The sequence below is a fragment of the Streptomyces sp. NPDC059009 genome, from assembly GCF_042740175.1.
Lineage (GTDB): Bacteria > Actinomycetota > Actinomycetes > Streptomycetales > Streptomycetaceae > Streptomyces.
The window spans coordinates 1-16706 of the sequence record NZ_JBHYJB010000039.1 but is presented as its reverse complement, the minus strand read 5'-3'; the positions used below and the strand labels follow the sequence as shown (position 1 = coordinate 16706).

Genomic DNA, 16706 nt, shown 5'->3' with positions numbered 1-16706 from the left:
AGGGGCTCGGCCGACCGAATCGAGGGTGTAGAGGCACCGCTGGTGGATCATCGGCGATCTCCCGGTGGACTAGGGGTCGCATCACCCCTGCCGACGTACGGGTCAAACGGATCCGATGCTAAACCAGCGAGTTGGTTTTTTGATGCCCCTCTTGAGCCTTGTAAATCAAACCGGTGGGTATGTATCTTATTAGCCTAGCTTCCAGCCCACCTCCTGGGGGAGAGGTCCATGACCTTGTTAGTGGTTAAGAAGGAAGAGTCCCACCGGATCGATACGCCCAAGGGGGCCCGCAGCGCTACGGCGCTCGGAGATCTCCCTCGGCTGACGACCACGGTTCCCAGGGAGTACGTGCACCGTGCGTCCCTGGCGGAGGTCTTCCTGACCAGCTGCGAGAAGATCGACGACACTCGGTTCTCACTCACTGCGCAGCTGCCCCGTGCCCATACGTTCTTCAACAGTTCCGACGGCCGCCGACATGACCCGACGCAGATAGGCGAAACGTTGCGTCAGGTCACCCTGTTCCTCGGCCACTCGGACTTCGGAGTGCCGCTGGGCTACCACTTCGTGCTGTGGGAGCTGACTTTCGCGGTGCACACGGAGCAGCTCATCATCGGATCGGCGCCCACCGACCTCACACTGGACGTGGTCTGCACAAACCTGGTGAAGCGGGGAAGCAAGGTCTCCGAGTTCACCCTTGAGGCCACGGTCTGGCGTGACGGACAGCTCGCCGCCACCGGCAGCACCCGCACCACATGTGTCTCGGATACGACGTACCGACGACTGCGCGGCTCGTCCTCCGCCGGGGCTCTCAGCACGGACCATGACCGGAACTCCGCTTATGTGGACCCCTCCGCGTTCGGCCGCGTGCTGTACCGCGACGTGGTGCTCGATCCGACGAACGCGCCCAATCAGTGGCTGCTGAACCCCGATCCCCGTCACCCCATCCTGTTCGACCACGGGGGCGACCACATCCCCGGCATGGTCCTGGTCGAGGCCGCTCGCCAGGCTGCCTACGGCCTGCTCGCACCCGGCTTCTCGCTGACCCCGACCTCGATGTCCACGGACTTCTTCCGTTACGTCGAGTTCGAAAGCCCCTGCTCCATCGAGGCGACTCCGCTGCCGGTCCAGCAATCGGGTGTCCTGAGTGTCCATGTGACGGGGCATCAGAACAACCAGCAGGTATTCGCTTCTCAGGTATCGGGCACATTGTCCGCACCCTGAGAGACCCGTAGTGCCGTGCCGCGGCAGCCGCCGCGCGACGACCCAGGACTGCCAGGATCGCGGTCCGTGCCACTTCTCCGGGCACGGGAAAGGATCCGGGCAGTCCTTCGTCATGTGCGCTGTCGGACGGCTCGGCATTCCGCACAGCGTCCCGCGAAGCCCGTACAAAGTCGGATCCCCCATCGCCGATCGCTCCCCCACGTTCCGCAACGGCGTCGGGCACAATGCGCCCCGACTCCCCAACGGCCCACGACCGTCCATCAGTTCCCACGCCCCGCTCGACTGCGGAAGACCGCGCTGGCCACCGTCCGCTCACGCTGCCGAACCAGCAAGGTGCGGCCCCCGGGAACGACCTCGACGACGGTGGGCACGTCCCGTGCGGCGAACCCCGTAAAGCTGACATCCAGCCCGCCGACATGCGCCTTCCGGTCCTCGGCGGCATGCGCGGCCTGCCGCAGCGCGTCGAGCAACAGCCGCTCGGGTATGTGATCGCGTCCGCCGACGGCCGTACGGTCACGCCCGGCGGCGTCCAGACGCAGTCGCCAGGTATTGCTCACATCACCGTGCGGGGCGGCCAGCAGCACATCCCGGGAACGCCGCCGCCCCACCTCGGCGGGCCGCAGCGGCGTCAGGGAGCACTGCGCCGCCCCCTCCCCGGCGCGGCCACCCCGGTCCCGGGCCGTGCGCTCACGCCGCCGAAGTGCCCGGTAGCGCTGGGCACTCATGGCCTCCCACCGCAGCCGCACCCGCCCCCGGCGCACCCCGCCGGCCAGCAGAACCGTACTCATGCTCAGCTGGCGCCAGGACTGAGATGCGGCGGCGGGTGCGGCAACGGAGACATCAAGCCCCACCGGCACCGGCCCTGCGACATGCGGCGGAAGCTCGGGGTGCTCGTCCTCGATCTGGATGTGCCGCAGCGCCAGCAGATGGTGCGGCGGCAGACGGTAGTGCCGCTGCGCGATGACCCGCCCCGCCCGCTGCGCCGTCTCGAGGAAGAGCAGCAGGTCGCGCGGACCATCCGGATCGGCGGAGCAGAGCTCGTCGGCCCGCGGCCACAGCCCGGACACAGTGAAGTGATGGGTCCCACGGCGCACCACCATGAGGGCTTCTGACACATCGTCCTGACCAAGCACCGCGGCCGGGACCGGCGAGTCAGCAGTGGCGCACATGACGAACCTTTCCCTCAGGAAGGTCCTCCCCGGCAAGGAGGATCCAGCCATCCCGATCGCTCAGTAATCCGGCGACCGAGGCAAAAATATACCGCACACCCGGTTCGTTTCAATGTCTTTCACATCCTCATTCAGGACTCCTGGCAGTCCCGCACGAGCGACACGGCCCGCCCTCCGGCAAAGACGCCCTCCGACGGCCCAAGGCGCATGAGATCTGCCGGTCCCCCGCGCCCAACTCGCCCGAGGCACCGCCGAGTTATCCGCTTCCCCGCTACGCAGGCTGGACAAAGCCGCGTGATTGGCTGTTCCCCGCCATCCGCACCCGACCCGCCCCTGCGCCCAGCCCTTCAGCGTCCGCCCCACCCTCGACAGGAGAAACGATGAGTGAACACCAGCCGCTCTCCGGCCGCTTCGACATGCTGCCGATGGAGAGCATGATCTACGGAGCCGGCACCGTGGACCAGGCCGGAGCCGAGTGCGAGCGACTCGGCATGACCAGGATCTTCCTGGTCCTCTCGGCGAGCCTGGGCCGCGCGAGCGACATCGAGAGCCGCCTCCGTGCCCAACTCGGCGACCGCATAGCCGTCGTCTTCACCGGCAGCGAGCCGCACGCGCCCGAGCAGGTCGTCCTCGACGCTGCTGCGCAGGCCCGCGAGGCAGGGGTGGACGGCTTCCTCGCCGTGGGCGGCGGCAGCCCCATCGACATCGCCAAGGCAGTCAACCTGTGCCTCACGGAGAAGGTGACCACCCGTGAGGCACTACTGAAGTACGCAGTGAAGTTCACCTACCCGGACCAGCTCGAGATCCCGTCGATGACCGGCGAAGGGCTGCCCCAGGTAGTGGTGAGCACGACGCTCTCGGCGGCCGAGTTCACCCACATCACCGCGGTCACCGACACAGTGGACCTGGTCAAGAACCTCTACCTGGACAATGCCCTGATGCCGGAAGTGGTCATCCACGACTCCGAGCTGCAGCAGTTCACTCCACGTCAGCTCTGGGCGGCCACGGGCATGCGGGCGGTCGACCACTGCATCGAGTCCCTGTGCTCCACGCGGGCGCAGCCGGTGACCGATGCGCTGTGCACGGACGGCCTGCGGCGCCTGGCGACGTACCTGCCGATCTCGGCATCCGACGCATCCGACACGCACGCGGCGGGCGAGTGCCAGATGGGAGCCTGGCAGTCAGCCTTCGGAATCACCCAGGTGTTCGTCGGACTGAGCCACGGCATCGGCCACCAACTGGGCGCCCGGCACGGCATCCCACATGGCGTGACGTCCTGCGTGATGCTCCCGACCGTCCTCGCCTACAACTACGAGTGCACCCAGGAGCAGCAGACTCACATCGCCCGGGTCATGGCAGACTCGATGGGAGTCCCCGTGCCCCAGGACGGCGCGTCCGGCATCGTCCGGCAGTTCATCGGGTCGCTCGGGCTCCCGACGACTCTCCGCGAAGTCGGCGTCACACCGGACGACTTCCCACTCATCGCCCGCGACGCCATGCAGGACTTCGTCGTCGCCAACAATCCCCGCCCCGTCCAGGGCACGGCAGACGTGATCGAGATTCTTGAGCAGGCGTACTGACCGGTGCGGCGAGAGCTCAGCACCCTGAACTCCCCTGTGGGACAGCAGACTTGGCTGCGATACAGGCAGTGACAGTGAACGCTTCGGAGCCGACGCCCGTTCATCACCACGTGGGCGCACCACCCCCGAAGCTCCGCCCCGGCAGGATCGCGGCTCATCAGCGGCCCGGGAACACCCTGTACCCGGACACGTCCGTTGACCGTCGTGCGGCACCTCACCGGGACGCCGCACGACGACTCACTCGGGCCGACGGCCTGCCGGTGCGCCCGGCCGTGCCTCCGTCAGCCGACCAAGTACGTGGTGGCACCGTGAACGCCCCCGGTCCGGAGCCGAGCCGCAGCCCTCCTCCGTTCAGACCCTGCTCCCCCACCGCCTCGTCTTCCGGCAGCGGCCGCGCAGCAAGCTCCCTCAGACGCCGCGACCACCCCTCACCCCTCCCGGAAACCCTCGCCCGAGGCTGCTCCCGCTCGCGGTCCGAGCCCCGCAACAACCGCAGCCACAACGCCTGCCCATCCGCATTGAGCCGCCCCAGCTCCTCCCCGTGCCGGGCCCGCGCCCCCTCCTCGCAGGGACCACAGAACCACGTACGAGCACTGACCCCCTCCCCCGTACGACAGCCGGTGCACCCACCACGCACCACCGACGCCCCGGCCCGGCACCCCGCACACCGCAGCCCGTCCCCCAACGCCTCCTCACGCCCGCACCCCGCGCACTCCCCCCGCCGAGGCGTCCCCGCACACGCCGGACACAGCTGCTTGCCCTTCCGCGACCCATGGAACGTCCGATCGCACCGAGGACAGAGCGTCACCTGCGGAAGCTGCGACATCAGCCAGGCCATGGGCCGGGCGATCACCCCTGGATCGTCCGGCCGACCCGGGTCCCAGGCCACCGACATCGGCGCGAACCGCGCCTCGAGGTGAGCACTCAACTCCCGCACCGACATGGCCCTGAGCACGGCACCGACCGCTGCCCGGACCGTGATCATCTGCTGGGGCAACAACCTACCGAGCAGCGGCGACACCACCTCGAGCACCTCGCGTACGTCCCGTCGCACCGCGACATCGTCCCGGTACCGTCTGCTGCTGCTCTCCGCGCGCAGCGCGTCTCCCCGTCCGGCCGCACCGGGCCGCAGCCGAGGCTCTTCGCGGAACTCATCCCTCGCGTACGCGCGCGCGTCCCGGCCGTGGTCCTCAGCCACCCCAACGGCTTCGCCGGAAACCAAGATCTCAGCGGGGGGTTCATCTGATGCAGAAACCACCGGGGAGTGATTGGTGTGGAGCAGCGCAGTACCGGAGAGTTCTGAAATCCCGGCCCCCCCGGCCTCCCTGCCGTCCCTGACCTGGCTGCTCTGCGCACTCTCCGGCCCCTGGTCCCCAAGGTCAGCAACAGGGTGGTCGCACACGGCAGTTGAACGCTCAGGACCCGGTGCACGACGCGGCACGGGCACGGCGGCGAGAGCGTCCGGATCCCGTCTGTGGGCCGCCGCCACCGCGGCCACCCGCACCCGGCTCGCCCCATTCAGGCCCGAAGCGACGTCCTTGCGGACGACGTCGACCACACCGAACTCCCGCAGCCGGTCCAGGACCTTGGCCCCGGCCGAGGCCGAACACCCCAGCAGCCGTGCCACGGTCGCCGCGGGCCTGCCACGCCGCTTGTCCACCGAACCGCCGCACAACCGCAGCGAGCCGTCCGCGCGAGTGCGCAGCACCATCAGCAGCAGGGCGAGCCGATCCGTCGCGGCACCCCTCCCCCGGCGCTCCGCCAACAGCCCCGGCGCCGTCGGGACACGGCCCACCGGCGCCCACCCCGGCCCGAACAGCGCCTCGCACAGGCGCAGCAGCGTCGCCAGCTCCTTGCGCGACAGCGCCAGCAGATGCCCCGCCACCGCTCCTGCCCCTGTCGCCTCTGCCCCTCCTGTCGTCGCGTCACGCCGAGCGCGCCAGAAAGGCATCACGACGCACTCCAGCCCCACGACAAAACCCGTCCGGTCTTTCACTCGTCTGGTCTGTACGCAGGTTGACGCACGCAGTGCGGGCAGCACCGCATGGTCGATCGTCGACTCGGACACCCCGATCCACCGGCCCAGCTCGGCCGCCCGGATACGCGTACGACAGTTGGCCGCCTGAGCCTTGGCGAACAGCACCACAGCGGACAGCCGCGCGGCGTCCGAGAGACCGGCCAGCGAGGGATCCCCGAGGAGCGCCTCGATCGCTGCCTGTAGTCGCTCCCGGGTCCTGCGGCCCAACTGCAGAGGGTTTCCAGGCGTGTTGGGCGTCTCTACGGCTTCCCCGGCCGGACCGGACGTCACGGGCCGCAACCGCGGCGACGGAGAGAAGCCCGAGGCGGAGGCCGCGAGGGCCTGGGCGGTACTCACCGGAGAACCACCGCGGGTGTCACCGAGCCGCCACGGGGCAAGAAGGAACAGAGCGCCCCGTGGCTGACGCGGAAGTTCCGCTTCGTGCGAGGAGCGGGCTGGAAGTGATCGCTTCCCCTCGCGGATCGTGGTGCGAAATAGACGGAATGGTGGCGTTTCTGGCTGGTTTTGTGGGCGTGAAGTGACGCGTTGATGCCGATTTGAGGCAACACGAAACCAGCCCTCATGAGGGCAGCTATGATGTGCTCCAACTATGTAGAGGGCTCCGGCTATGCGAAGGGAGCTCTATGTAGGGAAGTAGGGGCGGCACATCGAAGCGACTGATGTTCTCTGGCGAGTGAGTTGGTCGGTTCGGGCGCCGCAGCTTATGAGGAGTGTTTGGTCATCGTTGGTTGGTGCCGATCAGTCGCACCGCACCTCTGCTCGGCCTGGGGAGGCAATGAAATGAGCTCGGTGCGCTACGGACGGCCGACGATGAGCTTCCCTCCTCGCTAGCGGCACCGTTCGGTGTCGCTCGACTTGAGTGGTCCGGGGGCCCAACCCCGGACCACTTTTTCGTTGTCCGGACTCCGCGGGGGGACAAGTCAACGCACGGAGCTGGTCGTTGCGTTCAGGCGGCGGGCTTCGCGGCAGCCGTGCGCTTGGTACGCGCCCGGCTGCGATCAGGAAGCCCCGCTATGGCATCGGGCAGCTCGGAGACCCACAGCCCGACCGGGACACGGAAGGCGGCGCGGCCGTTGAGATGCTCCAGATCGAAGGCGGCGCGCTCGGCCGGGGTCGTGACCAGGTGGATCGAGTCCTCGAGCACCCACAGAGCGGTGTCGGGCGTCGTGTTGGGATCGGACGCGGCCTGGCGCGCGGCCTCCACGGCAGTGGACTGCCACAGCTCCAGGTCCTGGCGCGCGCTGCGAGCCCGCCGCTTGCCGGGCCAGGCGATCTGCGTGACGAAGGCGTACACGCGCAGCGCGACGACCGAGTCCTCGAAGTGAGGTTCGTAAAGGATGCCTTGGTCGCGCGCCTTCCACGCCCACGACTCACTCAGGCCGGCCGCGACTGCGACGGCGCTGGTGCTGAGCTGCTTGCTCACTCCAGACATCAGTTCCCTCTCCCGAGGCGCAAATGTGTTGATCGTGCTGCACACCGTAGCGCATTCGGCGCACACCCACTGCGGTGTCACTAGAAACGCGCGTGTCGCCAATCTAGTCACGGTCCCCCGCTACGCCCGTATTTGAGCACCCATCATCTTGCCAGAGGGGCGATTCATGACGAATCGTTTCCCCATTGGGTCTAGTGTCACGCAGCTAGTTCGACAGCTAGGTACATGCATAGCTAGTCAGATCGTTAGTCAGGCAGCTAGCACCAGCGCAACATTCATCACTGCACTCATCGCAACAACCCGCAGCTCAGAAGAGGGGCGTGGCCAGCGCCTGACGGCTGGTCACGCCCCTCTGCTCCCTCACGGGCCCTCTCACGAGGCGCCCGCAGTACTCCTACTCGACCGCAGAACTTCCCGTGCGACCCCGACGAACCGGTCGGAGCAATTCCCCTTCCGCGTCGAGCGCTTGGAGAAACCGCTCCAAAGCGGCCGAAACCACATACAGCCCGCGACGCCCGTAATCGGCCTCCTGAAGCCCCTGATTGAGTGTCGACACCAGCGCGTACGTTCGCTCCCCCACCCGATAGGTGGACTGCTTGCCCGGCTCGACGAAGCCCATCCGCTCGTCCAGGAACTCCTGCGCCATGGCGATCTGTTCGCTGACGTTGTGCGGCACGTGCCGCAGAGCCGCATCGAGATAGTGCCCCTGGCCCAGCATCGCGTTGCCCGACGACCGCCGGTCCGCCTTGATGCGCTCCTTGAGCAGCGCGAGCACCTCCGGCTCGATCCGGAAACCATGGCTCCGCCACCGCTCCGAATGGATCTTGGCCTCGGCGAAGCTCTGGTGCAGCGCGTCATGCGCCCACCGCCGCACAGCCTCCTCCGACTCCTCACCCGTCGAGTCGCCCTCGGAACGCACCGCTGGGACCGCTTCGGGCACGGGCTCGACGACCGGGGCGGCCGGTGAGCTCGGCGCGGCCGCCGTTTTGCGGGCGGCGCGTGATTCACGGGTTCGAGGCGTACGAGGGGCTGGCCGGGGTTTCTCGGCCAGCGCAGGCTCCGGCTCGGCAGCCGTGGCGGAAGCGGGAGCTGGAGCGGCGGGCGCCTTGGCCTCGCGGGCTTGCTGCGGCACGGCCGCCTCGCCCGACTCGGCCGACGGCACCTCTGCCGCCTTGGCCTCGAAGTCCTGAGAGGGCGCCGGGACTTCCACTTCGGGTTCCGTCGGGACCGCTCCCCCACCGAGGAACGATCGACCGGCCACCGTGTCGGCGCCTTCGATCAGCCCTTCGATCAAGGCGGCTCCCCCGGCCTTGAAGTGATTGGGGGCCTTCTTCTTGGGCTTGCCGCGCGGCGACGGCTTCGCGGAGTTACTCAACGGGCGCACCCGTCAGCTCGATGTGCTCGGGGGTGTCCCACTTCTCGATCGGTTGCTGCATCCGCTCGAGGATCTGCATCATCAACTGCCCGTACAGCTTGCCGGGAGAGTGGCTCGCGTACCGGACCGCGGCCGGAACCCCGTAGGCGAAGGAGTCCGAGATGCGGTTGTCGATGCGGATGTCGGTGCTGAAGGGGTGCAGGCCCGCCTCGAGCATGCCGTTGCGGATGTTCACCTCCTGGGACTTCCACTTCGACGGCGGGTTCGAACGATTGAGCACAGCACCCAGATACTGGGGGTCGCACTCGCCACCGGTGCGGTCCTTGACATAGCGGACCGTGCCCCGGGTCGCCGCCGCGCCCTTGAGCGCCGGGTACTCGGGAACGCACACAGTGATGACAAAGTCCGCGGCCGCCAGCGCGGTCGCCGACAGCGAAGAGACCGCCGGCGGTGTGTCGATGACGGCGAAGTCGAAGTGATCGGCAGCGTCGAGCAGCATCCGGCGGAGCACCGGCGTCGACTGGTACCCCTTCTTATGGATGAGGTCCTGAGCCGCCGTCATGGTCGACTCCTCACAGGCCAGCAGATGCAGCGACCCGGCGTCCTCCCACTCGGCCAGGAGCTCGCTGCGGTCGAACCACACCGACGGCAGATCCATCCGCATCCCCTGGATACGTGCCTGCAGCACCCACCCCAGGGAACGCGCGAGTTGGTTCTCCCCCGCCAGGTTCACACCGAGGGCCGTCCCGGCCTGGGCCTGTGGGTCGAGGTCGACGACCAGGACCCGCGCACCCGACAGCGCAAGCCCCGCACCGAGATTGACGGTGGTGCTGGTCTTGCCGACCCCTCCCTTCTGGGTTGCGACGGCAATGACCTTCATCGCTTGTTCCGCCTCTCTGCGCGCTTGGCTCGCGGCCTACGTTCACTACGTTTCGCCGCGTGACACCAGGTCGTTCGCCGGAGATTCCACGCCAACCAGCAGGAGAGGAGGCGGTTTTATCGGCCTGACCTTCCCAAATGCGATGGAGGGCACCGGCTGTGGATCTAGTGACAGGCGGATCGATCACGCATGACGATAACAGGAACGCCCGGCCCGCAGAGGGAGACTCGCCAAGACACCCCCGCCTCACGTGCACTTCCTCGCCTCGATGGTGCCTCATCGTCGGGCCGAGCTCTAGACCGACAGCTGGATGCCTCGACACCTCGGCACGTCGCTCGCTCGTCCGCACACACGTCTGTCCGTCCGTCCGTCCGGCGAGCAGCGAGCAAGACAGCTGGGCAGTCAGCGTGCAAGGCAGTACGTCAGTACGTCCGCTGGTCCGCTCGTCAGTTCGCGCGTACGTGGGGAACGCCGTACGTCAGTAACGCGGTCAGCGAGCAACATGGCTCGTAAGTAAGGGCGTTCGTTGGAGGACTCGTCAGGTGACTAGATGCATCGCTAGTTAGCAAGCTAGACAGCTAGCTAGCAACAGCACTGCAACTAACCATGCATGAAACGTTGTAACCATCAGACTATGACTAGCTACGGACGTCAAACCTTCTATCGGTTCATGTCTAGTCACTTGAGAATCAACATCACTAGCGCTACTGGAGAAGCTATATATCCATGCAGACATGACACTATGCATCGTTATATTTGCAGGTCAGAGAGCTAGTGCCCTGCTGGGCGGAGAGTCGGATCCCTAATCCTGGCCACCCCTTCAAGCGCCCCTAGGCCGACCTCCGGCCCCCTGCGGAGCGCTCGATCGAGCTCCAACGGAAGCAAGTTGAATCTAACGTGTCGAAGCACAGAGGGCAGAGATTCGTTAGTAAGGTGTCCGACGTGAGTTCTCAAGACACCGCCAACGACCGCGAGAAGATTGTCTCCAAGCTGCCGACCTGGCTCCGGCAGGACCTCAAAGTACGAGCCGCCCAGCACGGCATCGAGATCCAAACAGCCGTAGAGCAAGGCATCGACGCCTGGAACGCCCTCGCCTCCGCCCCCGGAAACATCGATACATCCGGCGCCGCGTCCTTCTCCACCTTCCTCCCCGAAGGCCAATGGGACACCTTCCGGCAGACGGCGGCGGACCGACAGACCTCTCTCATCCAAGGGCTAGCCCAGTCAGTACAGCTCTGGCTAGAGAAGAATCCCGCCCCCACCATGCAGCGGACCAAGCACCCCAGGCGTCGCATCGTCTGCAACCAGAAGGGCGGCGTCGGCAAGACCGCCGTCACCGCCGGCCTCGGCGCAGCCCTCGCCGAAGACCACGACGCCCTGCACCCCGTACGTATCTCCAAGCACCTCGCCGCGCAGCTCACCGACACACCCGGACCCGACGACAACCCCCTCGAAGTCGAAGACCTCCCCGGCCTCGGACGACGCGTCCTGCTCGTCGACTTCGACCCCCAGCGCCACCTCACCAAACAGCTCGGGCAGGACGAGATCCCCATGGACGGGGAGACCGAAAGCCTCAGCAAGCACATGACCGGCCAGGCCAAGGGCAGCCTCCGCGACCTCGTCGTCACCATCACCGACGAGCGATACGGCGACCGTCTCGACCTCCTGCCCGGCTGCCAGGACGGCTTCCTCCTGGACGTCGCTCTCTCCCAAGTCCGCTTCCGCGAAGCAGCACTCGAGCGCGCCCTCGCTCCCCTCGAGCCGTTCTACGACGAGATCATCGTGGACTGCCCGCCCAGCCTCGGCCTCAGCATGGACACTGCGATCTACTACGGCCGCCGCCGCGAGGACGAGCCTCCAGGCAACTCCGGCCCGCTCATCGTCGTCCAGGCCGAAGACAGCAGCGCCGACGCCTACGACCTCCTCGTCACCCAGATCGAAGACCTGCGCGACGACATGGGCATCGAAATCGACTACCTCGGCATCGTCGTCAACCTCTACGACCCCCGCCGAGGGTTCATCGCCACCTCGTCCCTGGAGGCATGGGTCGCCATCAAGGACCCCCGTGTCGTCGCGGTCATCGGTGACCTCACCGATCAACGCAAGGCCGTCCGCCTCAAGCAACCGCTCCTCTCCTTCGCACCACGCGGAGAACAGTCAGTGACTATGCGTGCCCTCGCAAGGGAGATCTCATGAGCGGCACCGTCGCCGACCAACTCGGCACCGGCGCCTCCTTCGGACGCACCCGCACAGGAGTCAGCGCACGACGCCAAGCCGTAGCCGCCACCGCCGGCGCCCCCACGGCCGGCGCCCCCGACGCACGCCTACGCACCCTGCCTCTCGAACATCTCGTCCCCACCCGCTTCAACCCGCGGCGCAACTTCGGCACCGAGGAAGACCTCCGCGAGTTCGGCCTCAAACTCCAGAAGAAGCAACTCCAACCGGCCGTGGCCGTCACCCGCGCCGCATACCTCGCACTCTGGGAAGACGAGGAGAACAACCTCGGCAGCGCCCAGTACGTCATCGCCAACGGCGAACGCCGCTACCGAGGCTCCCTCGCCGCAGGACTCACCACCCTCGAAGTGGTCGTCGACGACGACATCGCCAAGTCCCGCGCGGACTTCCTCGACGCGATCCTCTCCGAGAACAACGACCGCGAAGACCTCGACCCCATCGAACGAGCCCTGGGCATCGAAACGATGGTCGCCGAGCTCGGGGGAGCGGACAAAGTCGCCGAGCATTACAACAAGTCCAAGCCCTGGGTCAGCAACCAACGCAAGCTCCTCAAGCTCACGCTAGAACTCCAGCAGCTCATCAGCAGCGGAGAAATGTCCGTCCGCATCGGCCGCGACATCGCGGGCCTGCCCCACGCCGAACAAGCCACTGCCTGGCAGGCCGAACTCGCCCGTCGCGCCGAAGTGCAGGCGATGCCTCGATCTCGTAAGCCGAAGAAGGACACCGCTGCACCCCCTGACGACGCTCGATTTACCGCGGTAAACCAGCAGCAGCCCACCGACCCGCCCGCACAACAGGCAACCGAGTCGATCGCACCGCAGCCCACCGAGGCGAACCAGCAGCGGTTTACCGCGGTAAACCGCCAACGCACCCCTGAGGCCGACCTTCCGGAACAGCCGCAACCTCCCCGGCTGCCTTACGACGACGGCTCCTTCCTTGCCAGACACCTGGGGCGAAAGATGGAGGACGGCCCCTACTTCACGATGCTGCAGCTCCTCCTCGACCAAGCCCGACACAAGGATGCTCAGGCATTCCAGAACCTCCTCGACCACGCCCTGGTGCAACAAGAGAACACGGACAGCAGCACTGGCTAACCTCTGCCTGCCGGACGGCCGCATGCAACGGGAGACTCTGTGGTCAGCGCGCAGTAGCGTGGGTGTCCAGCGCCTTTGGGCGCTGGACACCCTTGTCTGCTCCGGCAGTTCTGAATCAGCTGATGCTCAGAGTGCAGACTGCATCAGCGTCTGGAATATGCGCCGACGCCAAGGTTGGCGGCGCACACGAAGTAATCTCAGACACCTCAAAAAAACAGCTGGACCGGTATACTTCCTGGTATGACTGGCTCGTCTCCGGCGGCGTGCTCTCCCCATCGCATGAGGAATCGCACGACGACCACGCGTGCCCGACGGGCATCTCACCCGCGTAGCCAAAAGGACACAGCGGAGAACGCAGTCGACAAGGCTGCCTTGTCGCGACCGGCATCCTCCAGTGGCTTCGCCGCGACCACAGTGACACCACCTAACAACCCAGCCGGTCCACTCCCCTCACAAGTGGCAAGCCCCGCCTGGCCGTGTCAGCTCATCCGGCAACCGGCAGCACTCAAGGACCCGTAGAAACCACACCGGCCGATACCCCCGTTCAACTTGACCTGTCCCCACCGCATCGCTCGGCGTACCACCTCCCAGACGGCGCACGACGGATGAAGGACTCATATGAACGCCAGCCTTGAGCTCGACACCGACACCGCGAAAAGCATCAACGGCAAGCCCTGCCGCACCCTGTTGGCAGCCGGAACACCAATGACCGGCCCACCGATGCACGCAGCACTCCACGCACACAACTCTGCCCGCCGAAAAGCCACCAGCAGGAACGTCACACCGCTGTCCTTCATACGCGAGACGGGGTGCGCCCAATGAACAGCGAAAGCCAGGTACTTGTCGTCGGTGCCGGACCGACCGGACTCGTCGCCGCAACCGCACTCGCACGCCGCGGGGTAGACGTCCGTCTGGTCGAGCGACGCACCCGGCACGATCCACACGCCAAAGCCATCACCCTGTGGCCACGCGCCGTCGACGCACTTACACGCCTCGGCGCGGGAGACCACCTACGCGAGCTCGCACTACCCCTCGTCGCGCTCACCTACCACGCAAATGGGCGCAAGATCGCGACCATCAACTTCCCCGCAGACCAAGGCCGGTTCATCGGCCCGATTTCACTGCCACAAAGCGATACGGAACACGTCCTTCGCACAGCCCTGCACGAAGCCGGGGCAGAAGTCGAGTACGACACCGAACTCACCGGCCTCACCCAGCAAAAGGACTGCATAGAAGCCGAACTGAGCACAGGACAGCACCGAGCCCAGTGGGCACTCGGCTGCGACGGATTCCGCAGCCCCGTACGCGAAGCAATCGGCACCCCCTTCGAAGGCGCTCCGTACTCCCAAGTATTCGGACTGGTCGACGGCCACTGGGACACCCCACTGACACAGAACCATGCGCACTACTTCATGTCCCCACACGGCGTGCTCGTCGTAGTAGGACTCCCCAACAGCCAGTTCCGCGCGTTCGTGACACTGCCCGCCCAGCCGAATCCAGACGAAGACATCACCAACCTGGTCGCCGAACTCGCCGCCGAACGCTGCCCCGTACCCATACGCCTCGAAAAGCCCATAGGGCAGGGCTTCTTCGGCATACAACGGCGCATCGCCCGCACATTCCGCACCGGGCGAGTACTGCTCGCCGGAGACGCAGCCCACGTGCACAGCCCTGCCGGTGGCCAAGGCATCAACACCGGCATCCTGGACGCCGACGAGGCAGCCTGGCGCCTCGCCGGCATCCTGAAGGGCACGCTGCCGCAAGACACCCTTGACCAGTGGGCACGCGAACGACGACACGTAGCCACCCAGGTCGTCTCCGACACCGACCGCCAGACCCGACTGTGGACAGCCACCGGCTGGCGACGAGCAGCCCGCGACGTGACCGCGCGGGTGGCTGAACGCTACGGCCTCCTGGACCGCCTGATGGCACCACGCATGGCTCAGCTCGACCTCGTCTACCCCACTGACCCGGCAACCCGCCACCGCTCCGGCCTGACCCTCGGCAGTTACGTACCCAACCTGCCGCGCCCCGGCGGCGGAAGCCTCCACGACCTGCTGCACCCGGACCACTCGGTAGTCCTTCCCCTGGAGCCAGCACTACGGCGGACCCTGCGAGCAGGCCGGTCACGATCCGTCCTGGTACGCCCCGATGGAGTCGTCGCCGCCCTCAACCGCCGCTCCGTCGACGCACAGACACAGCCGCTACGACACACCATCCCCCGGGACAAAGGCAGCAGCACCGCATGATCCTGCTCACCGGTGCCACAGGCACCGTCGGCCGACTGGTACTTGAGAGGCTTGCGCACCGCTTCCCCGTGCGCATCCTGGTCCGTGACCCCGCTGCCGTGGCAGCCCTCGCGGCCTCGACCGCCGTTCAACTCGCGGTGGGAAACTTCGAGGATCCGACAAGTCTGGCCACTGCCATGACAGGAGTACACGCCGCTCTCATCATCACTGCCGCCCCCACCTGCCCGGACCACGACATCCGGCTCGTGGAAGCGGCCCGCTCCGCAGGCGTACAGCACCTTGTCAAACTGTCGGCGCTCGCGGTCACCGAACCCAGAGCGAATGACCTGATCACTCGGTGGCAACGAGTCAATGAAGAGCTCATCCGCGGATCAGGCATGACCTGGACACTACTGAGGCCGCGCTCATTCATGTCCAACACCCTCGGTTGGGCACGTTCCATCCAAGAGGAAGGAGTAGTCCGAGACTTGTACGGAACCGCAGGCAACGCCACCATCGACCCACGCGACATCGCCGATGTCGCCGTGCAATCCCTGACCGATCCAAGGCACATCGGCCAGGCATACGCGCTCACCGGCCCCGAAGTGGTCAGCGCAGTCGAACAGACCCGCATCCTGAGTGAAATCCTCGACCGGCCGCTGAACTTCGAGGAACTCACCCCCGAACAGGCTCGCCACGCCCATGTTTCCCGCTATCTGCTGCCGATAGCCGAAGCTCTCATCGAGAGCGCCGACCGACGGCGACGGGGCGAAAAGGCCCACACAGACGACACCGTGGCCCGACTCCTCAATCGCCCTGCCCGCACTTACCGGGACTGGGCGCGCGATCATGTTGGCGCATTCGACGGGCGGGGGCTAGGCGGCGGTATGCCAGCTCAAACAGCAGATCGCGCTGGAGGCCGGTAGCTTCCGCAGCACCGTGATGCTTGCGATCGACGTGAGTACCTAATGCTTGGGTTGGACCACTACCTAGTGCCTGTCATACGTGGACGCTGTCGATTGGGACGTGTAGGCGTGGCTCCCTGCTTTCGGTGAGATGCGGGGCATTTCTCACTTCCTCACTCAACTGCTCGCTCAGAAAACGGAGTTGGGCAATGGTTTGGGTTTTACGGGGCGTGATGTCGGCCTGTTCGGGGCAGGGGAAGCTGCGATAGGGCCTGAGAGCCCTGGGTGATAAGGGGCGGCGTGTCCGCAGCTCTTGTCAGGATGGGTTCTTACCGATGGCTTCTTGCCACCCGATTCCCTCGCTGTAGCGATTTCGTGGGCCCCCCTGGGGGTTCCTTGCTGGTGCTTGGCCGAATCGCGGAGCGATTCGAGCCCTGCGTCACGGAGTGACGCAGCATCAATTCCGTTGCGGAGCAATGGAATTGGCCGCACGGAGTGCGGCAGGTGTTCCGCCGCGTAGCGGCGGCGCGTCGTCTTCGCGGAGCGAAG

The 16706-nt window shown here is 66.5% G+C and carries 10 protein-coding genes; 6 read left to right on the top strand and 4 right to left on the bottom strand.

Features of this window, described 5'->3' with window-relative positions; translation table 11 throughout:
• Positions 1–228: 228 nt before the first annotated feature.
• Positions 229–1221 (top strand): ScbA/BarX family gamma-butyrolactone biosynthesis protein, encoded by a 993-nt coding sequence (locus ACFWYM_RS32680; protein WP_384845599.1) that lies wholly within the window; start codon positions 229–231, stop codon positions 1219–1221.
• 260 nt (positions 1222–1481) lie between these two features.
• Here the strand turns inward: ACFWYM_RS32680 and ACFWYM_RS32675 are convergent, their stop codons facing one another.
• On the bottom strand, positions 1482–2321 hold the full coding sequence (locus ACFWYM_RS32675) for an AfsA-related hotdog domain-containing protein (RefSeq protein ID WP_384845597.1): 840 nt from the start codon (positions 2319–2321) through the stop codon (positions 1482–1484).
• Positions 2322–2770: 449 nt separating this feature from the next.
• On the opposite strand from ACFWYM_RS32675, the gene ACFWYM_RS32670 reads away from it, so the two are divergent.
• Positions 2771–3970: an iron-containing alcohol dehydrogenase gene (locus ACFWYM_RS32670; protein WP_384845595.1), complete on the top strand. Its 1200-nt coding sequence runs from the start codon at positions 2771–2773 to the stop codon at positions 3968–3970.
• A gap of 2984 nt (positions 3971–6954) precedes the next feature.
• Here ACFWYM_RS32670 and ACFWYM_RS32665 read toward each other — a convergent pair.
• From ACFWYM_RS32665 to ACFWYM_RS32655, 3 genes are all read right to left on the bottom strand, one after another.
• On the bottom strand, positions 6955–7440 hold the full coding sequence (locus ACFWYM_RS32665) for a hypothetical protein (protein ID WP_384845593.1): 486 nt from the start codon (positions 7438–7440) through the stop codon (positions 6955–6957).
• 394 nt (positions 7441–7834) lie between these two features.
• On the bottom strand, positions 7835–8815 hold the full coding sequence (locus ACFWYM_RS32660) for a hypothetical protein (RefSeq protein WP_384845591.1): 981 nt from the start codon (positions 8813–8815) through the stop codon (positions 7835–7837).
• Positions 8808–9695: a ParA family protein gene (locus ACFWYM_RS32655; protein WP_384845589.1), complete on the bottom strand. Its 888-nt coding sequence runs from the start codon at positions 9693–9695 to the stop codon at positions 8808–8810. The genes ACFWYM_RS32660 and ACFWYM_RS32655 overlap by 8 nt, the downstream gene beginning before the upstream one ends.
• Positions 9696–10637: 942 nt before the next feature.
• On the opposite strand from ACFWYM_RS32655, the gene ACFWYM_RS32650 reads away from it, so the two are divergent.
• The 4 genes from ACFWYM_RS32650 to ACFWYM_RS32635 all read left to right on the top strand — a co-directional run bounded on the left by ACFWYM_RS32650 (position 10638) and on the right by ACFWYM_RS32635 (position 16178).
• A complete protein-coding gene (locus tag ACFWYM_RS32650) occupies positions 10638–11891 on the top strand; it encodes an AAA family ATPase (protein ID WP_384845587.1) in 1254 nt (417 codons plus the stop codon).
• Positions 11888–13024: a ParB/RepB/Spo0J family partition protein gene (locus ACFWYM_RS32645; RefSeq protein ID WP_384845585.1), complete on the top strand. Its 1137-nt coding sequence runs from the start codon at positions 11888–11890 to the stop codon at positions 13022–13024. Before ACFWYM_RS32650 ends, ACFWYM_RS32645 begins: the two co-directional genes overlap by 4 nt.
• A 674-nt stretch (positions 13025–13698) precedes the next feature.
• Positions 13699–15273, top strand: coding sequence for an FAD-dependent monooxygenase (locus ACFWYM_RS32640; protein ID WP_384845716.1), 1575 nt, complete (start codon positions 13699–13701; stop codon positions 15271–15273).
• On the top strand, positions 15270–16178 hold the full coding sequence (locus ACFWYM_RS32635) for an NAD(P)H-binding protein (protein ID WP_384845583.1): 909 nt from the start codon (positions 15270–15272) through the stop codon (positions 16176–16178). Before ACFWYM_RS32640 ends, ACFWYM_RS32635 begins: the two co-directional genes overlap by 4 nt.
• Positions 16179–16706: the final 528 nt, after the last annotated feature.